The following is an 18,788-nucleotide window of genomic DNA, read 5'->3' as shown; positions in this document are numbered from 1 at the left end:
CAGGACCGTTTTACTCAACTTAATTTTGGATCACTAGCTCTGGGCTGAAAATGAGTGGATCTCGCTGTTTCAAGACGCGAGCTAACTTATTTTCTTAACGCCCTCCGTAACTGCTCCAAGGGCCGAATTCCTGGATTCCGTTTGTTATTTTGGATTTTCCTAGATACGTAAACTCTTTTGGGTACACATATTATTGAATTATAGTTAATCAATTAAAATTTTTATTTCTTTTTGTGCGAATACTTCTTCTATTCCATTATATACGCTGCTGCAATTTCCTTTAATGATAATCGTTGGGTTGTTGATAAGTTCTGATTTATTTAAACTATCTTTTATGTTTAATTCAGGGATTTCAAAAAATATTTTTTTCTTACTTTCAGTGATGCTCCCTTCAAAAGCCTTATTAAAAGGCTCTGATTTTGAAATGATAAATTCATCTATGTATTTGCTTTCATCTTCAAATAAACTTCGCCCCTCAATGAATTTATCTTTTAAAATTTCTGAGAATCCTAAATTTCCGTCTTCAGTATAAAATGAAATTTTAATATTGTTGAAGTTCTTTAAAATTCTGATTTTCTTTTCCCCTTGTTTGGGAGATATATTAACAATTATTTCAAATTTTTCATTAGGACTATAGGTTTCTTTGTCTGTCTCGAAATACATTTCAGTATCAGAAAAGTCGTTTGCATTGCAACTGAAAGTCAAAATTAAAAGTAAAGAGTAGCTTAGGAGTTTTTTCATTTCTCAAAAGTGTTTTATTTCGGTCAAATTAAACTCTACAAAATAAAAATAAAAGCTGCTACAGACGAAATTGTCCATAGCAGCCTTAAAGTTATTGATCACTTATAGGGTGAATTATTTTCCTTCAGCCCGATTGACTGGATTTAACCTTAGCGGTTGATTGTTGGGCATTCTGACCACATAGTCGGTTCCATAAGCATTTCCGGGCTCAAAGAAGTCTGTGGAAACGACTTGGGCACCACTTTCGAAGGCAGTTTCTGCTCGGCTCATGTCATTGACCTTGGCTTCGTAAGTTTCGATATCCGAGCGGGTCCTGACCATATAACCTTTTTTGACAGCCTCCTCAATATCCCCTTTTCTGACAATGGCATTGTCCAGTAAGAGAAATCCGCAATGGTCTTGTCCTACATCTGCTTTGACAAACATCATACGTCCTTTTAGGGATGGATGGTCTTGCAAGTAGGAATGGTCATTGGATAGCCCTGCACTTCCTGGCAAAAGCAAAAAGATGAACTTGCCCTGAGAAGCTTCCAAAGTTGGCCAGTTTTGGGCCAATACTGCTTCTTCTAGCGTAGCATAATCACCTCGGACATCATCTGGTGTGATGATTTTTTCCCTGCCCAGTACACTTTCCAGTTTATGATCCAGTTGGTCATAGACTTCTGCAGTAAAGGGAAGCACTTCGGTGGAATTGGGAAAGATCGGTAAACCGGCATCTTTGGCCTCGATCATGATGTAAACTGGCGCATGGGTAGGATTCTTATCAGACCAGCTTTTAAGTGCGTTAAGAGCCTGTTCGAAGGTCTTGTAATGCGAAAGGAAATCGATATCCGCTATATGCATCACCTTGAAACCCGGCTGGTCCATTCCAGTGGAATCATAAGGCTGGTAATGGTGAATACCTTTTGCCTTCATTATATCATAGATAGCCGGACGACTAAATCGGTTGCCGCTAGGATCATAAACGATGTCAATGGCCAAGGAACGCATGCCTGCATCCAGCTGGGTAGGGAAATCTGGAAAGTCGTAGGCCAACATTTCCTTGATGGTCATCTGATTGGGATGGTATTCTTTGTATTTGGCCTTGGCCTCCTCACTCATGGTGTTGAAATATTGCCCCATCATCCCTGTGAAAATGGGGTCAATAAAGTTCAAAATGGCAGTGTCCCTTTTTGTAGCATAGCTGTTATGGGTTCCTAAAACTTGTATTTCGTTTATTTTTAGGTCGGCTGGAATTTTCACCCGACCACCTTCAATAGCAATCTCTTTTTGACCACATCCTTGGAAAGCAAGGCAAAGCCCTAAAATGGAGGCTTTGATGGAGTTGGTATATTTCATTGTAGTATTAACTTTTACTTTTAAATGTATCCGATTATTTCTCGGTGTTGGAATTGACTGGGTTTAGCCTCATGGGAAGTTCATTGGGCATTTTGACTACATAGTCGGTTCCGTATGAATTGCCAGGCCTGAAGAAATCAGTAGAGACCACCTGTCCGCCGCTTTCAAAGGCAGCATTCGCGCGGCTCATGTCATTGACTTTGGCTTCATAGGTTTCTATATCAGACCTGGTTCGTACCAGATAGCCTTTTTTAACCGCTTCTTTGATGTCTTCTTGCCTTACAATGGCATTGTCCAAAAGAAGGAAACCAGCATGGTCTTGCCCTCTTTCTGATTGTACAAACATGATCCTGTTTTCCAAAGCAGGGTGGCTTTTTACATAAGGACTTTCAGCTGACATCCCTCCGGCAGAAGGGAGCAACATAAAGACAAACTTTCCAATGGATTCTTTAAGAGTTGGCCAGTTCTGTGCCAAGATACCTTCTTCTAAAGTCTTAAAATCTCCACGCACTTGATCAGGCGTGATGATTTTGTCCTTGCCCAAGACGGAAACGACCAAGTTGTCCAGTTCATCAAAAGCTTGCTCCGTAAAGGGCAATACCTCGGATGAATTGGGGAAAATAGGGAATCCTTGATCCTTGGCTTCTATCATGATGAAGATAGGTGTGTGGCTAGGATGGGCATCCGACCAATTTTTTAGCGTTTCCAACGCCTTTTGGAAAGTAGGATAGTAGGTTCTGAAATCGATATCCGCCATATGCAATACCTTGAAACCAGGTTGGTCTAGTCCTTCGGTATCAAAAGGGGCCAAATCAGTTTTGCCCTTTTGCTTTAGGATCTCATAGGTCGCTGGCTTGTTGAACCTGTTTCCAGTAGGGTCGTAATAGACATCAATCTCCAGAGACCTTAATCCAGCATCCAACTGGGTATTGAAATCAGGGTGCTCATAAGCAAGCATCGAACTGATGGGCATTTCATTGGGATGATATTCTTTGTATTTGGCCCTTTGCTCTGCGGACATGCTGGCTGCAAATTGCCCCATCATCTTTTCAAAAATAGGTTCTACAAGGTTGAACACTGCGGTGTCAACAGGCTTTGCGTAACTATTGTGCGTACCCAATACTTGGATCTGATTGATTTTGATATCGGCGGGAACCTCTACCTGTCCATTCTCTAGCTGAATGGTTTCTTCCTGAGGATTACAGGAAAGTGCGCTCCATAGCAGAGCTGCACTTCCAATAAAATTGAATGTATTTTTCATGATCTTGATTGCTTTTCGAAATTATCTGAGGTTAAAACTCAACCCGATTTGGCCGCGGATTCCTGACCATGCAGCCTCTTCCGGTCTGTCAGACACACCATGGTAATATCGGTTAGGTGCGTTGGTGATGTTGTTGAGCTCAACAAATAGTCTGAAGTTGTCTGACAATAGGTAAGAAGATGAAAAATCAACGGTAAAGTTATTGCCAAACCAACGGTAGTGCTCAGGACCAGCAATGCTTCGGATGGCATTGACATATTTGCCTTTGAAGTTACCGGCAAGGCGGGCCATGAATTTATTGTTTTCATAAAACACAATGGCATTTCCAATGTGGTTGGCTTGCTCTGGCAAAGAGGTCTTGTAACTTCCTGTTTGTTCCCCTTCTGTGAAAGTAGGGATTTCCACTTCTGAGTCGATATAGGAGTAATTAAGTTCTACACCAAAGTTCTTCATGAAGTTATCCATGTTGGTGAAACGCTTGACATAACTCAACTCAATACCATATAACCAGGCACTTTCAAGGTTTTCTGGACGAGACCTTAGGTAATTCAAATCATTGTACACTTCAATGCTTTGATCATCATAGATATAGTTGGAAAGGTCCTTGTAGAAGATACCTGCTGAGAATATCCCCAATTCTTCAGGGTAATACTCAAAGGCAAGATCGTAGTTATTGGAGAAAGTCGGATCCAATTCAGTGTTGCCTTCCGTGATGGTCTGGGTAAGGTTATTGATCTGTACACCAGGGTTCAGCCTGTTAAAGGTTGGCCTTGCGTAAGTACGGGTATAAGCTGCCCTTACAATAGTGTTGTTGTTGGGCTTCATTTTAAGGTGAACCATTGGCAAGAAAGCATTGTAATCTTTTGTGCTGGTCACTTCTTCCACTGTAGACCCATCTTGATCGGTAAGTACCCTAGCACCTGTAAACTCCAAGTGGTTGACTTCATTTCTGATCCCACCAATCAACTCCAGCTTTTCATTAACCTGATAGGTTCCCATAGCATAGGCAGAGATCACTTGCTCTTGGCCCGTATAAGATTGAGGAGCATTGGAAGGAGCGTCTTTTGCCAATACTGTGATCAGTCCATTTTGAGTAGCAAACTCATCCGTGTACATGGCATCGATTTGGTCATTGGTGATTTGGCTGATATTCACCTCGTCATATACATCGCCCAGTTCATTCAGGAAGGTTCCATCATATGGGGTTGATTCTGTTTCCATGTCAGAAAGGAACAGCATGTCAGGACTATTTGGAATGCCTAATAAAGCTCCTTGCATTTTTACGGTGGCAGAAGAATTAAACTCTCTTTCTTTATTCAACAGCTTACCACCAAATTTCAACTGTAGTTTATCATTGGTTTGATGGGTAAAGTCAAATTGCCCAGTATGATCTGTTTCTTTCTTGTCCATTTGTTGCAGGATGATTTGATTTAACCTCATTGAGTTTGGGTCAAGAGGAGCTCCCAAATCGGCTGGTACATTTTCCAAAGAGCCTCCAATGCCCTCAGGAGAGTCCATGGCCAAGTATTTGAAACCATCAGAAGAAAGGCCTTCATAGGTCATAGGCTGTACAAAGTTTACGATAGGATAACCTCTTTCATCTTCGGGTAAGTTATCAGGACTGTTTAACTTGAAGTCAGAAGAAGAGATTTGGTAAGAAGCATCCAATTTTAATCGGTGGCTGATATTGAATTCTCCACCTGCTTTCATAGAGTAAAGGTTTGTTACATAGTCGGCGTGTCTTGCTTGAAGTTGTGCATTGTTATTGTCAAAGTTGAAATAGGCTTCTCTTACTTTCTGCTGATCCAAGTATTGGGAATAGAGTCCTTTAAAATAGATTTTGCTGTTTGGTGAAATGTCGTAGTCCATGCCCAAATTGAATCCAGCTGTCCTTCTTCTGGCTACATAATCCCTCAACTGAAGGTTGTTCATAGAGAAAGACTGTACCGGGTCAGGGTTTGAAAAATTGTATCCAATACCATATCGGTCAATACCTGCTGTCCTGTCCCAAACCACGGCAGATGCAATAAAGCCAAATTTCTCACCGATACGATCTCCATAAATTAGGGAAGTGTTGTAAGATGGGGATTTGGCGTTGGTATTGTAACCACCGGCCACGGTGGCGCTGATCAATTGGTCACTAGGAGAGGACTTGGTGATAAAGTTCATCGAGCCACCGATGGCATCTCCGTCAATATCAGGTGTCAAAGCTTTGTTCAATTGAACATATTGGATCAATTCTGAAGGAAATACATCCAATTGCGTATATCTTTCGTCACTAGCACCGCCAGCACTTGGAAGTCTGTTGCCGTTTAGGGTGATGGAAGTCCAGTGGGTAGGGGCACCTCTTACGATTACCCTTCTACCTTCTCCCATGTCCCTTTCGATGGAGACACCTTGCATCCTTTGTACTGCCTCGGCAGCATTTCTGTCTGGAAGTTTGCCGATGGCATCTGCTGCCAGAACTTCAGAAATAGCGTTGGAGCTTTTCTTCATACTGATCGCTCTCATTTGGGAAGGGTAGTAAGTTCCTTTTACCACTACCTCGGAAAGGCCAGTTGACTCTTCCTCCATTTCTATAAGCCCCAAATTGATATCTTTACCGGCCTCAACACTTAATGGTACTTCTTTGGCATTGTATCCAATAAAAGAGATAACCAAAGTTTGATCTCCGGTATGATGGTTTAGGATTTGGAAGTTGCCGGAGATATCCGAAGTACCGCCAGTTTGGGTTCCTTTAATATAAACCATTGCTCCTGGAAGCGACCCATTTGGATCCACCACAGTACCCGTAATGCTCATGCTTTGACCAAAACTGAGCTGGGCAGTCAGTAGGAACAAAGCCATTAATAATAATCTGATAGGCATCCTTGTTTTCATTTTTTCTTTGCTTGAGTAATTCAGTGAAATTTTCTGCCGCAAAAATGTACAATGAATGCAAATTATGGGTTCACTTCGCGCGATCTGAACCCTTGAAAGTTCAAACTTTAAAAATTGAACTTATAAAATATTGATTATCAATTAGTTATGTATTATTAAGATGTGGTTAAATAATCATTAACTCAAGGAAAACTTACTGGTTTTAGGTGTAATTGATTCTTTTTGGAAGAAGTTTAGTTATAAAAAATGGAAGTTGGGAGGCTTTTTTATGCTTTAAAATTGGATATAATAGGTAGTATAATTTATAAGAAATTTGAGTCTTTAAGGTTGCATAAATGTTTGTCAAATTGATTATTCATTAATCATCAATTTGTCCACTTCCATATATTTTTCTTTAATCGATCCTAATGCAAAGGCGGCTGCGGAAGCTGTAAAAACAGAAAAATCAAAGGCTCCTTTAATACCCGTTGAAAATGTCATTGATAGTGCAAATATCAATAATAAAACAGCGCTTAGTTTTGCAAAGAATTCTGTCTTAAATCCTACCAATAGACAAAATGCAAAAATAATTTCTAGCGCAGTGACAACTGTGCCAATTATTGAAATCAGCGAGTTTGGAATCCAAGGGCTTATTAATTGAGTATAGTTTATGAAATTTTGCCAATTTCCCCATACCGAAACTTCATCGCTCCACATTCCAAATCGGTCAGCTACAGCAGATAGAAAAGCACTTGATAGGGCTAATCTTAAAAAAAACTTAATTGTTCTGTTATTAATTATCATCGTTTTAACTTGGTTTGATTCTTAGTCAATTGAGTTTAGCATTTTCCTGTTAAGGATAATTAACTCTTCAGTTTATTTTAATTTGACCAAGATGGTTTTTCTTATCAATTAGACTTTTTGGAAGTAACTTTGATCACAAAAAAGAAGTGTCTGAAGCAGCCTCTTCGGCCATTCTTTTGGCGTCTTCTTTTCCAAGGTATTTGTCGATGATGTCGTGCCCCAAATAGAGTAGGGGAGTCAGGACAATGGCTACGGTAAACTTGTAGATGTAGTTGATAATACCCACGGCAATCAGTTGGTCTATGGACCAGTTGCCAAAAACATAAAAAGCAATGCCCAATACCACAAAGGAGTCGATCAGTTGAGATACCAGTGTGGAGCCAGTAGCCCTCAACCAGATCATTTTGGATCCTGTGATTTTTCTGAGTTTTTGGAACACATAAACATCAATCAACTGTCCCAGTAAGAAAGCCGTCAATGAACCAATGATAATTCCCAGCCCTTGTCTGAAAATGGTATCAAAGGCATATTCTATATTAAAAGGCTGCCCTGCGGGATCAGTGCTGTTTACATCCAACCAGAATGGAGCTGGAGGAAGAGAGGTGGCAATGGCGATAAAGACAAAGCCATAAGCAATGAATCCAGCGGTCAGGAAGCTTATTTTTCTTACCCCTTTTTTTCCAAAATACTCATTGATAATATCGGTTGTGATAAAGACAACAGGCCAGATGACTGCTCCGGCTGTAAGATTGAAATCCAAAACATACTTCCCGAAAAATGTCCATCCAGCAGGTTCAAGCCCCAAGGTAGCTTCTCCGGAGAAAATCTTGACACCAATGATTTCTGCTAAAATGGCATTCGTCAGAAAGATCCCACTCAAGACTATAAATAGGGATGTTTTTTTATTGTGGAAAGACTTGTCTGCAGTGGTTTCCATAGGCTAAACGGTATAAGTCAGACCTTCAATACTTAAATGGCTGTTGGTGAACACCGACTCTGCCTCCATCAATAAAGGCTCCAATTCGATATAACGGGTTGAGTAGTGGCCTAGGAGCAGCTTTTTTACTTCTGCCTCTAAGGCAATACTGGCAGCCTGCTTGGCGGTACAATGATAGGTGTCAGCCGCGCGTTCATGTTCACTTTCCATAAAAGTGGATTCATGATAGAGCAAATCCACCCCCTGAATATAGGGAATCAATTCCAGATCATATTTGGTGTCGGAACAAAAGGCGTATTTTCTGGGTGAAGGACTGGGATGGGTAAATTCACTGACAGCATATTTTACATTCCCCTCTTCGTCCAAGAAATCTTTGCCGTTTTTCAGGGTATTAATAGCCTGGATACTGAGTTTGTTTTCTAAGAGTTTTTCCTTGACCAAGTTCTTTTGACCTAGTTTTTCCACAAAAAGAAAGCCGGTACAGGGCAGGCGATGTTTTAAAGGAAAGCTAAATACCTTGAACCTTTTGGCATCAACAAGCTGTTGCTGTTGATCTGAATCAGTGCGGATAAATTTTAATGGGTAATTCAGCTTGGTATTGCCATATTTCAGCTGTGTAGTAATAATTTCATCTAATCCTCTCGGCCCAAAAATTGTCAATGGCTCTTTCCTTTTATTTAAATGAAAAGTGGAGATCACTCCCATCAATCCAAGGTAATGATCTCCATGTAAGTGCGATATAAAGATGTATTTGATCTTCGATGACCTTACTTTATACCGCTGTAATTGAATTTGTGTCGCCTCTCCGCAGTCCACCATCATTAGCTCATTGCCCATGGTGATGATCTGAGAAGTCTGGTTCCTTTCATGTGCAGGAACGGCAGAATTGGAGCCTAAAATGGTTACTGTAAATTCCAAATTTAGTTCTCTTCTTCCTCCTTGCTTCCATCAATTTCGTGGATAAATATCGCATCGGCAGCTTCTTCCTGTGACTCAGCAATATTCAATACTTTGTCCAACATAGAAATTTTGATCAGCTTGGTCACATGCTCTTGAGGGGATGAAATGATGAAAATACCTCCATCTTCACTAAATGCCCTGTGACCAACCAACAAAGCACTTAAGCCACTGGAGTCAGCATATTTTACTTGGCTCATATCCAGGATAAGGTTGTGATAACCTTCTGCATGGACAGTGAGAAGTTCTGATTTCAACACAGGAGAAAGTGGGGAATCCAACTTTTCTTCCTGAAGTGTAAAGATGACGTATTGCTCTTTCTTATCTACTGCGTACTTCATGATTTAGGGTTTGATTTTGGCCATTTTATTGACCTGCTTTTATTTAATGGTGAAGAACTAAATGTTCTCTTCAATGGATTTCTTGATTCTGTCCATCATATTGGTATTGTCCGCTTTGATGAACGCTTCACCGGTAATTTTTTCGTACAACTCAATATAACGTTCCGAAATATCATTTACAATTTTATTTGGCATATTGGGCACTGACTGCCCTTCCTTTCCTTGGAAATTATTGGCAATCAGCCACTGTCTCACAAATTCTTTGGAGAGTTGTTTTTGTGCTTGATTGGCTTCTTGGTTGGCCTCATAACCGTCCGCATAGAAGTACCTTGAAGAATCAGGTGTGTGCACTTCATCGATCAGGTAGATTTTACCTTGGTATTTCCCAAATTCGTATTTGGTGTCCACCAAGATCAATCCCATTTCAGCAGCGATTTCAGTACCTCTTTGAAACAAAGCCCTGGTATATTTTTCCAGCACCGCATAATCTTCAGCACTGACAATTCCCTTTGCTAGGATATCCTCACGGCTGATATCTTCATCATGCCCTTCATCTGCCTTGGTAGTAGGAGTGATGATAGGAACTGGCAGCTTGTCATTTTCCTTGAGTCCTTCTGGAAGGCTTACCCCACAGATACTTCTCTTTCCATCCCTGTATTCTCTCCAAGCATGTCCGGCCAAGTACCCTCTGATAACCATTTCCACTTTAAAAGGTTCGCACTTTTTACCGATAGTCACATTGGGATCAGGTGTGGATGTCACCCAATTAGGAACAATATCGGCAGTGGCCTTTAGGAACTTGGCTGCAATTTGGTTCAAAACCTGGCCTTTGAAAGGAATGGGAAGCGGTAAAACCACATCAAAAGCAGAAATCCTATCTGAGGCAACAACAGCAATTTTATCCTCAAACATATAAACATCCCTTACTTTTCCTTTGTAAAAGCCTGTTTGGTTGGAGAATTCAAAATTGGTCTCTTTTATAGCTGTATTCATGATGATGCTTTTAAATCAAGGTTGGCAGTAAGCCAATTTGCTTCACTGTCCTATTTTTTTGATAATTGAATTTTAAATAACAAAAATAGGGTTTAGGCTGATTTTAACCTTTTAAATGGATAAAATTATTTGATTATTTTGCCTTCTTTGTTAAAGTTTTCTGTTTTGATCAAGGTTCCTTTCTCATCATAATAATTCCATTCCTTATATTTTTTGTTGTACCAAAAGTTTCCGGTTACCAGTAATTGACCTTGCTCATTGTATTGTTGATAAGGGCCGCTTTTCCAGTCAAGCTCAAAGCTAGTCAGTTCCTTTAGTTGGCCATTGTCATAGTAGCTTTTCTCTTCACCATGTTGTTTCCCAGCCCTAAAAGACCGCTCTAAAATTAGCCTTCCTTCCCGATACCTCTGATAGACACCATCCCATTTTCCCTGCTTATAAGGAATGGTTTCTTGTTTGTGACCAGCTTCATCATAAACCGTGACCATTCCATTGGGTAGACCATTTCTAAAATAAATTTTTTTCAGGATTTGGCCATTTTCATGGTAAAACACGTGACTGGCTGTTTGACCTTCACCATCATAACTGATCAATTCTGATTTCTTTCCAGACGGATAATATAGAATTTCGTTACCAGTTGGGAGTCCTTTTTTATAAGAGGCGATTTCTTTGGTGGCGCCATTCGGGTAAAAGGACTTAAAGTTGCCTTCTGGTTTGCCTTTTTTGAATTCTCCCTTTTGATGGATTTTTCCATCTTCATAATAGCTCTCATAAGAGCCATTCTGTATTCCTTCCTTATAGTTGGACTGTTCTTCCATCTGTCCATTGGGGAAATAGGATGTTACAGTTCCATCCAATTCTCCCATGTCATAATTTTCAAGGGTCTTGACCGAACCGTCTTCATAAAAGGATTTTAGTTCTCCATCCATGACACCATGATCATAATGGGAAACGGTCATAATTTGACCATTTTCATAGTACTGGATGTTCTCTCCGTGAGGTTTATTATCTTGAAAATCGGCTTTGATTTTTGGATTGCCACTAGGGTAAAATGTGATCAGCTCACCTTGCATAAGGTCTTCTGAAAAATGCGCTTTTTGTATAAGTTTTCCTTCTTGGTCGAAAGACTTGACCATGCCATTCCTCTTGTCATTATTGTAGGGGATGATTTTGAGGGTATCTTTGGAATTAGGGTAAAAACTCACAAAGAGGCCTTCTTTCTTTCCCTGGCTTAACTGTCCCAAAAGTTGTAGAGAACCATCTTCATAAAAAAAACGGTAAGGCCCTTCAATGAGACCATTTACCGTTTGATACACTTCTTTTATTTGTGTGTTTTCTTCATCATAAAAGGTTTTTACCTCTTCTTGGCCTTTGGCGCTCAGGAAACTGGTAAAGGTCAAAAGAAGGACACAAATAAACTTGAGATGCATAAATATTCCGATAATTAAGTCATTTTTTCAATCACTATGGCGGATGCTCCACCACCGCCATTGCAGATTCCTGCTACTCCAATGGAACCTCCCTTTTGCTCCAAAACGGAATGCAAGGTGGCTATAATTCTAGCTCCGGATGCCCCAAGTGGATGTCCTAAAGAAACAGCACCTCCAAACACATTGAGTTGGTCATTTGACAGGTTCAATTGTTCCTGATTGGCCAAGGCAACTGCAGAAAAAGCTTCGTTGATTTCATAGAAGTCAATGTCACTGCTGCTCAGTCCGGCATTTTTGATGGCTTTGGGAATGGCCAGTGCTGGGGCAGTGGTGAACCAAATGGGATCTCTCGCTGCATCTGCAAAGCCTAAGATTTTGGCAATAGGCTTTAACCCTAGTGCTTCAGCTTTTTCTTTGCTCATCAGCACCAGTGCAGCAGCGCCATCATTCATGGTAGATGCGTTGGCGGCAGTCACTGTTCCTTCTTTATCGAAAACAGGACGAAGGCTAGGGATCTTTTCAAAAATTACATTTTTATATTCTTCATCCTCATCGATCAGGATACTTTCCCCTTTTCTGCCCTTAAGCTCAACTGGGATGACTTCTTCTTTAAAATAACCATTTTTCCATGCTTCAGCAGCCCTTTGATAAGATTGGATGGCATATTGGTCTTGGGCTTCCCTGCTGATTTTCATTTGTTTGGCGGTATTGTCAGCACAGTTGCCCATGGGGAAATTATAATATACCTCATGAAGGCCATCCTTAGCCAGTCCATCTATGAATTCACCATTTCCGAATTTATATCCAAACCTTGCCTTGGGAATGTAGTAGGGCACATTGGACATGCTTTCCATTCCTCCAGCGACAACAACATCGTTTTGCCCAGTCATGATGGATTGGGCGGCAAACATCACCGCTTTCATGCCTGATGCACAGACTTTATTTACGGTAGTACAGGGGACGTTATAGTTGATACCTGCTCCCAATGAGGCCTGTCGAGCAGGAGCTTGCCCCAAATTGGCAGAAAGGACATTTCCCATGATGACCTCTTCAACTGATTCAGGAGATAGTTGGGCTTTCTTCATGGCACCTTTGATGGCATGGGAGCCGAGTTCTACAGCGGTTAGGCTGGATAATTTTCCTCCAAAACTTCCTAATGGAGTCCTTACAGCTGAAATGATATAGACTTCTTTCATTTGGGTTTATGGGTTAAGGTTGTAAAAAGTGGTCTTACCAATCCGGTAGACTTTTATCCGGACGTTTGGTAGGTTTCTTTCTGGTTTGTTGGATGTACTGCAACTCTGCGTTGTTCATGGCATCCAGGATTTGCTCGGCCTGCTCGGGTGAGATATTCATTTGTTGCAGTTTTTGGCGCAACTCTTCCATGGCTTTTTCCCTTTCGGTCAAATCGCTTTTTTGAGTGGACTTTTCATCCATAGGTTCTTCCCGTTCAGATTTTTCCCCTCTTTTTTCATCCATTTTATCGGATTCTTCAGCACCATCCTCTTGGGTTTGCTCTTCACCCTCACCATCTTTGGATTCCTTCTCTTGTTGCGATTGATCTTCCTGCTGCTGATCCTGGTCTCCTTGCTGTTGTTGGTCTTGATCTTTGTTCTGATCCTGTTGCTGCTGATCCTGTTGGTTTTGCTTTTCCTGATCGTCCTTTAACTTTTCTTTAAGTGCATTAAGCTTTGGATCATTAGGGTATTTCTGTAATCCTTCCTGAAGGACTTGTCCCAATTTACTGTAGTCACTGTTGACATATTGTTTGGCTGCTTCATTGAAATAGGTGGCAGCTGACTGGGCATAAGCAGGGTCAGTGCTTAGGATGATACTTGCCAGACATCCAGCAAAAAACAAGCATATTTTAGTTTTCATTGATCTCATTGACATCTCCTAGGTTCTTTATAAACTCCTGATAATGAGAAACAGTTTCATCGATCTCCAAAGCTTTGTTCATCACATCCAGTGCTTCTTTGAATTTGAACTGTTCTACCAGCTTATCAGCCTCCGCTTTCATACGCTTGGCATAATTGGAAGGTTCCTGTTTGTCTTGATCTTGGTTATCCTTTTGATCCTGCTGCTGGTCTTCATTTTGCTCCAACCATCTGGCCAATAACTCATAATTGTATCGAGCGACATCATTGGTAGGATCCTTGATCAAAGCGGTCTTAAATGCCTCTAAAGCTTCTTTGTATTTTTCGCCTCTACCCAAAATTACGCCATTTTGATTGGAAGCAGATGAAGCTATATTGTGCTTGGTGGCACCAACCAATTCCACATATTTTTGTTGTGCATCTTCTTCCTGCTCATTGAATTGATAGCTGAGTGCAAGGTCAAAGTTGGCTTCTTCTGAATTGATACCATGTTCATTGAGCAAGGCCAGATGCTCCCTCACGGATTCCTCATATTCAGCTTTGACATACTTTTCTTCTGCCGAATCTATGGCTTTGTTCTTTTCCGAGATTTGCGTCCAGGAAGAGGGGATCAGAAGTAATGTAGCCAATAATATTTTATTCATAAGAATTCAATGAGTGGGTAAGGATTACATACTAATAGTTCGTAAGGGAAGAATCATGTCAAAAATCGCCAGACCTAGAGCTGCTAACAAAAAGAAGAAGTATTTATTGGCAGAAGCTTCGACTGTTCTGGAACCGGTGACGGTACCTTCCATCTTTTCGATTACCGTAATCAGTTGTGGTATTTCCTGCACTTCATCACTGATCTCAAAGTATTGCCCATTGGTGTCACTGGCGATCCTTTTAAGGGTATTGGTACTCAGTTTGGTTACGGCCGGGCTGTTGGTGGATTCATCCATAATGACACCATTACCTCGAGGGATGGTGCTTCCATTCGCAGTACCTACTCCTAAGCTAAACACTTTGATTCCCTCTTCATTTAACTGGTTGAGTACACTATTGAGGTTGTCTCCAAAGTTTTCTCCATCACTGATCAGTACTATTGATTTTGATTTGGGGTCTTGGTTTTCATCTGTTCTGAATTTCTGCAAGGCCAGCGCCAATGGTGCAGCTATGTCCGTTCCATAATTGGGCACAAGACCAGTATTCAATCCATCAAGGTGGAGTTGGAGTACATTCTGGTCAAAGGTTAGGGGGCATTGCACAAATGCCTCAGAACTGAAGATAATCAGCCCAATGCGATCGGTGCTGAAGTTTTTGATAAGATTTTTAAGCTCATATTTTACCCTTTGCAGCCTGGAAGGTCCAATATCAGCAGCGTTCATGGACTGGGAAAGGTCAATGGCAATAAACAGGTCCTTGCCTTCCTGCTTGATCTCCTTGGTAGCATTGCCAATGGAAGGACCGGCCAAAGCCACCAGAAACAAGAGAAAATAAGCAATTCTCAAGCCCATCTTAATGAGTAGACGGTGCTTTTTGACCTTTAGCCTTTTGTTGATAAGCCAAAAACGATAAAGGTAAATAAGGTAAAGCACACCAAAGATGGTGGCTAAAATCAGTAGTAAAGAAACATCAGGATATGCCCAAATCATGCCTTGAAATTAGGAATTTTATATCAAAACGAAAGAATGGTCATTAAATTATTGAGCACCTAAACAGGGTGATAATTTAATATTATCTATAAATGGTTAATAGATAGGTGTATAGAAGGAGATGGATGGCTCGAGGGTATCTTTATATTTGATATTATCGTAGATATTTGAAGAAATAATTTATTATAGAGGAACAATTACCCAAGATCAAGTAAATACACTTTCTAGATGAAGTACCGGTCAAGTTGCCTGATTTTTCTCGCATTAAGCTTTCTTAGCTTAACGAATGGGGTTTGTCAAAATAATTATTTAATTAAAGGAAATGTGATCGATGCCCAAACCAAGGAAATACTTTTGGGAGCGGCAATATATTGGCAGAGTGCTCAAAACTCAGGGGTGACAAGCAATACTGAAGGTGAGTTTAAAATCAAAACGGCCAAGTTGCCTCGTCAGTTGGTGGTCTCCTTTGTAGGCTATGAAAAACGCATCCTAAGCATTAGTTCTTCCACTTTTGATCAATTTTGGACGGTCAGCTTAGTGCCTGTTGCGCAAGGTTTAGAGGAGGTTGTGATAGAAGGAGGGAGAGAAGCTTCCCTTACTGAAAGTACAGACTTGGGAAGGAATACTTTGCCAATCAGCACATTGAAAAATATCCCTTCTTTGTTTGGAGAGGTGGATGTCCTAAGAAGCCTGCAGCTGCTTCCCGGGATACAGACAGTAGGGGAAGGAACTACTGGTTTGTTTGTGCGGGGAGGATCTTCGGACCAGAACTTGATTCAATTGGATGGTGCCCCTGTCTATAACCCATCCCATTTTTTTGGTTTTTTTTCAGTTTTTAACCCAGACGCCTTGGAGAGTGTTGATCTTTATAAAGGCAATATTCCTGCTAATTATGGTGGAAGACTCTCTTCTGTGGTGGATATCAAAATGAAGGAAGGTAGAAGGGATAGGATTCATGGTGAAGGGGGGATTGGAAACATCAGTTCAAAAATCACTCTCGATGGGCCTTTGTTTTCCGAAAAGTCATCCTTTGTGGTATCGGGAAGGAGAACTTATGTGGATGCATTTTTGGGTCTGTCAAGCAATGAAGACATCAATAGCAATACTTTATATTTTTATGATTTGGGAGGAAAGTTTACTTTTCGTCCTTCGGATAAGGACAAGCTCAGTTTCTCAAGCTACTATGGAAGCGATTATTTAGAAGTAGAAGGTTTATTTGGCTTTGGGTGGAAAAACTGGATCAGTTCAGGTGACTGGAGCCGAACAATCAATGATCAATGGTATTTGGATGTAAATGGTTATTATTCCCAATATGCTTATTCAATTGACATCAAGGACGATGCGAATGGTTTTCTGTGGAAAAACATCCTTTCTGAATCGGGTTTTCGGCCTTCATTGACTTGGCATCCAAGTGATGTTGCTGTTTTTGAAATGGGATTGCATTCCCGGTATTATCATTTTTCACCTGTGAAAATGACTGTTCCATCAGAAAGCAAAGTGGAGCCAATCACAACCAATCCTGAAAACGCTTTACAAAATGATCTCTTTGTTTCCGGTGATATTGATGTTAATTCCAAGCTAAAGATAGAAGGTGGAATTAGGTTAAGCTTGTACAAAAGGATTGGAAAGGGAGTACAATACATTTATGAAAATGAACCAAGTGATCGGGAAGAAGAAATTATTGACACCTTGTACTTTGGTAGTTTTGAAAAGATGAAAGCTTATCAAGCTTTGGAACCTAGGCTTGCTGTTCGATTTAAACTTAAGGAAAATACTGCTGTCAAGGCAGCTTATAATAGGAACTACCAGTATTTGCAAATGGCGGCAAACAATTCGGCCGGGCTGCCTATTGATCGTTGGGTAATGGCCAGTGAGTATATCCAACCCGTAAAAAGCGATCAATATTCTGTAGGGCTGTTCAAAACTTTCAAAGAAGATAGTTGGGAACTTAGCCTTGAAACTTATTACAAGGATTATGAGCATATCATTGATGTCAAGCAAGGGGCAGATATCCTGTTTACAGACAATATTGAATCGCAGGTTTTAAGTGGCAAGGGCTGGTCATATGGCGTGGAGATGATGATCAAAAAGAACTTGGGAAAGACAACAGGTTGGTTAGGCTACACTTATTCCAGGACGTTTCGACAGGTCCCAGGGATCAGTGAAGGTGAAGCCTATAATCCTCGCTATGATAGACCCCATGATGTTTCCTTTGTCTTTCAACGAGAGTTTAGTGAGCGAGTGACGGGAAATATTACGTTTGTATATTCCACAGGACAAGCTGTAAGTTATCCTGTGGGTTCTTATTCTGTGGATAGTCAAGAAATTCCCGTGTATAGCTCCAAAAGAAATGAAGATCGTTTCCCTGATTACCATCGCTTGGATGCATCCGTAATCTTAAAGAATAAAGACAAGGGCAAGAAGTGGCGGGGAAGCTGGAGCTTTAGTATCTATAATTTGTATGGTAGAAAAAACCCTTATTCGTACCAGTTTACTAATATTCTCAATAATGATATCAACTATAGCTCTTCATCAGGTGAGCCGATATACTCGCGCAGGCCTGGTGTGGTAATGACTTATCTGTTTACCTTCCTGCCCTCTGTCTCCTATAACTTTGAATTTTGATCAAATGAAAATCAATCGGTTAATATTTCTGGTTTTTCTACTTTTTTCCTGTCAAGAAGAAGTCATATTGGAGTTGAGGGAAGGGCCTTCCAGTACTGTAATTGAAGGCTTTTGGACAGATACAAGGTCTTTCAACCAAGTTCGGATTACTAAAAGCAAGGGCTATTATGATTCATCATATTATCAGCCTATTTCAAATGCTAAGGTCTCCATATACCATCATGAAAGAAATAGGGAAATTGAGTTCTTTTTTTCCAGTAAAACCGAAACCTACTTGCCAGGAACCAATCTTGATGGAGTAGCGGGCGAGCATTACACCTTGAAAGTTAAGGTAGGCAATAATGAATATGAGTCTTCCGGAGAATTGCTGGAAGCTCCGGAATTGGATAGTTTGAGTTACACTTATCATGAAAAACAGGCGTTCAGGCAGGCAGGATATTATTTGAAGCTACATGGGAAGATACCGTTTGATGAGAACAACTATTATCGCATTAGGGTGGTGAGAAATGATACTTTACTGAACAGAAAGGGAGACTACCTTTTATTTGATGACACTTTTGGCACTGGGGTGATAGAGGATGGTTTTGAATTGGATAATATTCCTTTCAAGAAAGGGGATGAGGCTAAAGTGACCTTGTTCAGATTGAACAAAAGCGCCTATAATTACCTTCAGGATTTAGTGGGCCTGCTTTATAACGATGGAGGTCTTTTTAGCCCACCACCACAAAACCCACAAAGCAATATTGAACTGGTAAAGGGACAAGATCCTGCTTTGGGATATTTTATGGTATCTCCGGTTATATCTGAATCAATTACAATACAATAGCTTTTTTGAGTTTCTCTCAGTAGACTTTTTAAGTGTCCCTTTGTGATTTTTTTGTATTTTTAGGCTTCCAAGTTGTCCAAATGACTTGGGAATAGATAAGCTTAAAAAATTGAATTATCCTCATGTGATTGCTAATCAATTTCTTATGGATTGATGGTTTTCGTT

The 18,788-nt window shown here is 40.6% G+C and carries 16 protein-coding genes; 2 read left to right on the top strand and 14 right to left on the bottom strand.

The annotated features are described in order from the left end of the window. Positions 1-204: 204 nt before the first annotated feature. The 14 genes from JL001_RS19365 to JL001_RS19300 all read right to left on the bottom strand — a co-directional run bounded on the left by JL001_RS19365 (position 205) and on the right by JL001_RS19300 (position 15,172). Positions 205-741 carry a hypothetical protein gene (locus tag JL001_RS19365; protein ID WP_200979156.1) on the bottom strand — a complete coding sequence of 179 codons (537 nt, stop codon included), beginning with the start codon at positions 739-741 and terminating at the stop codon, positions 205-207. Between the two features lie 114 nt (positions 742-855). Further along, positions 856-2,079, bottom strand: a complete 1,224-nt coding sequence (locus JL001_RS19360; RefSeq protein ID WP_200979155.1) for a Ca2+-dependent phosphoinositide-specific phospholipase C — start codon at positions 2,077-2,079, stop codon at positions 856-858. 34 nt (positions 2,080-2,113) lie between these two features. Continuing rightward, entirely contained in the window at positions 2,114-3,340 is a 1,227-nt protein-coding gene (locus JL001_RS19355; protein WP_200979154.1) for a Ca2+-dependent phosphoinositide-specific phospholipase C, read from the bottom strand. A gap of 21 nt (positions 3,341-3,361) precedes the next feature. Beyond that, on the bottom strand, positions 3,362-6,208 hold the full coding sequence (locus JL001_RS19350) for a TonB-dependent receptor (protein ID WP_200979153.1): 2,847 nt from the start codon (positions 6,206-6,208) through the stop codon (positions 3,362-3,364). Between the two features lie 363 nt (positions 6,209-6,571). Continuing rightward, the gene (locus JL001_RS19345; RefSeq protein WP_200979152.1) at positions 6,572-7,003 is read right to left on the bottom strand and encodes a DoxX family protein; all 432 of its coding nucleotides are present in this window, start codon (positions 7,001-7,003) and stop codon (positions 6,572-6,574) included. A gap of 133 nt (positions 7,004-7,136) precedes the next feature. Next, complete coding sequence (locus tag JL001_RS19340) at positions 7,137-7,940, bottom strand: queuosine precursor transporter (protein WP_200979151.1); 804 nt, start codon at positions 7,938-7,940, stop codon at positions 7,137-7,139. A gap of 3 nt (positions 7,941-7,943) precedes the next feature. Next, positions 7,944-8,858 (bottom strand): ribonuclease Z, encoded by a 915-nt coding sequence (locus JL001_RS19335; protein ID WP_200979150.1) that lies wholly within the window; start codon positions 8,856-8,858, stop codon positions 7,944-7,946. 2 nt (positions 8,859-8,860) lie between these two features. Then, positions 8,861-9,238, bottom strand: coding sequence for an STAS domain-containing protein (locus JL001_RS19330; protein ID WP_200979149.1), 378 nt, complete (start codon positions 9,236-9,238; stop codon positions 8,861-8,863). Between the two features lie 57 nt (positions 9,239-9,295). Next, positions 9,296-10,231, bottom strand: coding sequence for a phosphoribosylaminoimidazolesuccinocarboxamide synthase (locus JL001_RS19325; protein ID WP_200979147.1), 936 nt, complete (start codon positions 10,229-10,231; stop codon positions 9,296-9,298). A 125-nt stretch (positions 10,232-10,356) separates the two neighbouring features. After that, complete coding sequence (locus JL001_RS19320; protein ID WP_200979145.1) at positions 10,357-11,661, bottom strand: toxin-antitoxin system YwqK family antitoxin; 1,305 nt, start codon at positions 11,659-11,661, stop codon at positions 10,357-10,359. 14 nt (positions 11,662-11,675) lie between these two features. Next, positions 11,676-12,857, bottom strand: coding sequence for an acetyl-CoA C-acyltransferase (locus tag JL001_RS19315; RefSeq protein WP_200979143.1), 1,182 nt, complete (start codon positions 12,855-12,857; stop codon positions 11,676-11,678). A 34-nt stretch (positions 12,858-12,891) separates the two neighbouring features. Further along, positions 12,892-13,539, bottom strand: a complete 648-nt coding sequence (locus JL001_RS19310) for a hypothetical protein (RefSeq protein WP_236252906.1) — start codon at positions 13,537-13,539, stop codon at positions 12,892-12,894. After that, positions 13,529-14,182 (bottom strand): hypothetical protein, encoded by a 654-nt coding sequence (locus tag JL001_RS19305; protein ID WP_200979140.1) that lies wholly within the window; start codon positions 14,180-14,182, stop codon positions 13,529-13,531. The genes JL001_RS19310 and JL001_RS19305 overlap by 11 nt, the downstream gene beginning before the upstream one ends. A 24-nt stretch (positions 14,183-14,206) precedes the next feature. Then, complete coding sequence (locus tag JL001_RS19300; RefSeq protein WP_200979138.1) at positions 14,207-15,172, bottom strand: VWA domain-containing protein; 966 nt, start codon at positions 15,170-15,172, stop codon at positions 14,207-14,209. Between the two features lie 228 nt (positions 15,173-15,400). Here JL001_RS19300 and JL001_RS19295 point away from each other — a divergent pair, with 228 nt between their 5' ends. Together JL001_RS19295 and JL001_RS19290 are read left to right on the top strand one after the other, a co-directional pair. Further along, entirely contained in the window at positions 15,401-17,797 is a 2,397-nt protein-coding gene (locus JL001_RS19295; RefSeq protein ID WP_200979136.1) for a TonB-dependent receptor, read from the top strand. A gap of 4 nt (positions 17,798-17,801) precedes the next feature. Next, positions 17,802-18,623: a DUF4249 family protein gene (locus JL001_RS19290; RefSeq protein ID WP_200979135.1), complete on the top strand. Its 822-nt coding sequence runs from the start codon at positions 17,802-17,804 to the stop codon at positions 18,621-18,623. The last annotated feature ends 165 nt before the right edge of the window (positions 18,624-18,788 follow it).

Origin of the sequence: Echinicola sp. 20G (assembly GCF_015533855.1) — a bacterium.
Lineage (GTDB): Bacteria > Bacteroidota > Bacteroidia > Cytophagales > Cyclobacteriaceae > Echinicola.
Note: the sequence above shows the minus strand (reverse complement) of the source record. Positions and strands in the feature narration are given on the sequence as shown.

What these genes read in the sequence shown, in the direction of transcription:
- JL001_RS19295 (WP_200979136.1), top strand. Translation starts at nt 15,401, where the DNA reads ATGAAGTACCGGTCAAGTTGCCTGATTTTTCTCGCATTAAGCTTTCTT.
- JL001_RS19325 (WP_200979147.1), bottom strand. Translation starts at nt 10,231, where the DNA reads ATGAATACAGCTATAAAAGAGACCAATTTTGAATTCTCCAACCAAACA.
- JL001_RS19330 (WP_200979149.1), bottom strand. Translation starts at nt 9,238, where the DNA reads ATGAAGTACGCAGTAGATAAGAAAGAGCAATACGTCATCTTTACACTT.
- JL001_RS19300 (WP_200979138.1), bottom strand. Translation starts at nt 15,172, where the DNA reads ATGATTTGGGCATATCCTGATGTTTCTTTACTACTGATTTTAGCCACC.
- JL001_RS19305 (WP_200979140.1), bottom strand. Translation starts at nt 14,182, where the DNA reads ATGAATAAAATATTATTGGCTACATTACTTCTGATCCCCTCTTCCTGG.
- JL001_RS19345 (WP_200979152.1), bottom strand. Translation starts at nt 7,003, where the DNA reads ATGATAATTAATAACAGAACAATTAAGTTTTTTTTAAGATTAGCCCTA.
- JL001_RS19365 (WP_200979156.1), bottom strand. Translation starts at nt 741, where the DNA reads ATGAAAAAACTCCTAAGCTACTCTTTACTTTTAATTTTGACTTTCAGT.
- JL001_RS19355 (WP_200979154.1), bottom strand. Translation starts at nt 3,340, where the DNA reads ATGAAAAATACATTCAATTTTATTGGAAGTGCAGCTCTGCTATGGAGC.
- JL001_RS19315 (WP_200979143.1), bottom strand. Translation starts at nt 12,857, where the DNA reads ATGAAAGAAGTCTATATCATTTCAGCTGTAAGGACTCCATTAGGAAGT.
- JL001_RS19360 (WP_200979155.1), bottom strand. Translation starts at nt 2,079, where the DNA reads ATGAAATATACCAACTCCATCAAAGCCTCCATTTTAGGGCTTTGCCTT.
- JL001_RS19320 (WP_200979145.1), bottom strand. Translation starts at nt 11,661, where the DNA reads ATGCATCTCAAGTTTATTTGTGTCCTTCTTTTGACCTTTACCAGTTTC.
- JL001_RS19350 (WP_200979153.1), bottom strand. Translation starts at nt 6,208, where the DNA reads ATGCCTATCAGATTATTATTAATGGCTTTGTTCCTACTGACTGCCCAG.
- JL001_RS19290 (WP_200979135.1), top strand. Translation starts at nt 17,802, where the DNA reads ATGAAAATCAATCGGTTAATATTTCTGGTTTTTCTACTTTTTTCCTGT.
- JL001_RS19310 (WP_236252906.1), bottom strand. Translation starts at nt 13,539, where the DNA reads ATGAAAACTAAAATATGCTTGTTTTTTGCTGGATGTCTGGCAAGTATC.
- JL001_RS19340 (WP_200979151.1), bottom strand. Translation starts at nt 7,940, where the DNA reads ATGGAAACCACTGCAGACAAGTCTTTCCACAATAAAAAAACATCCCTA.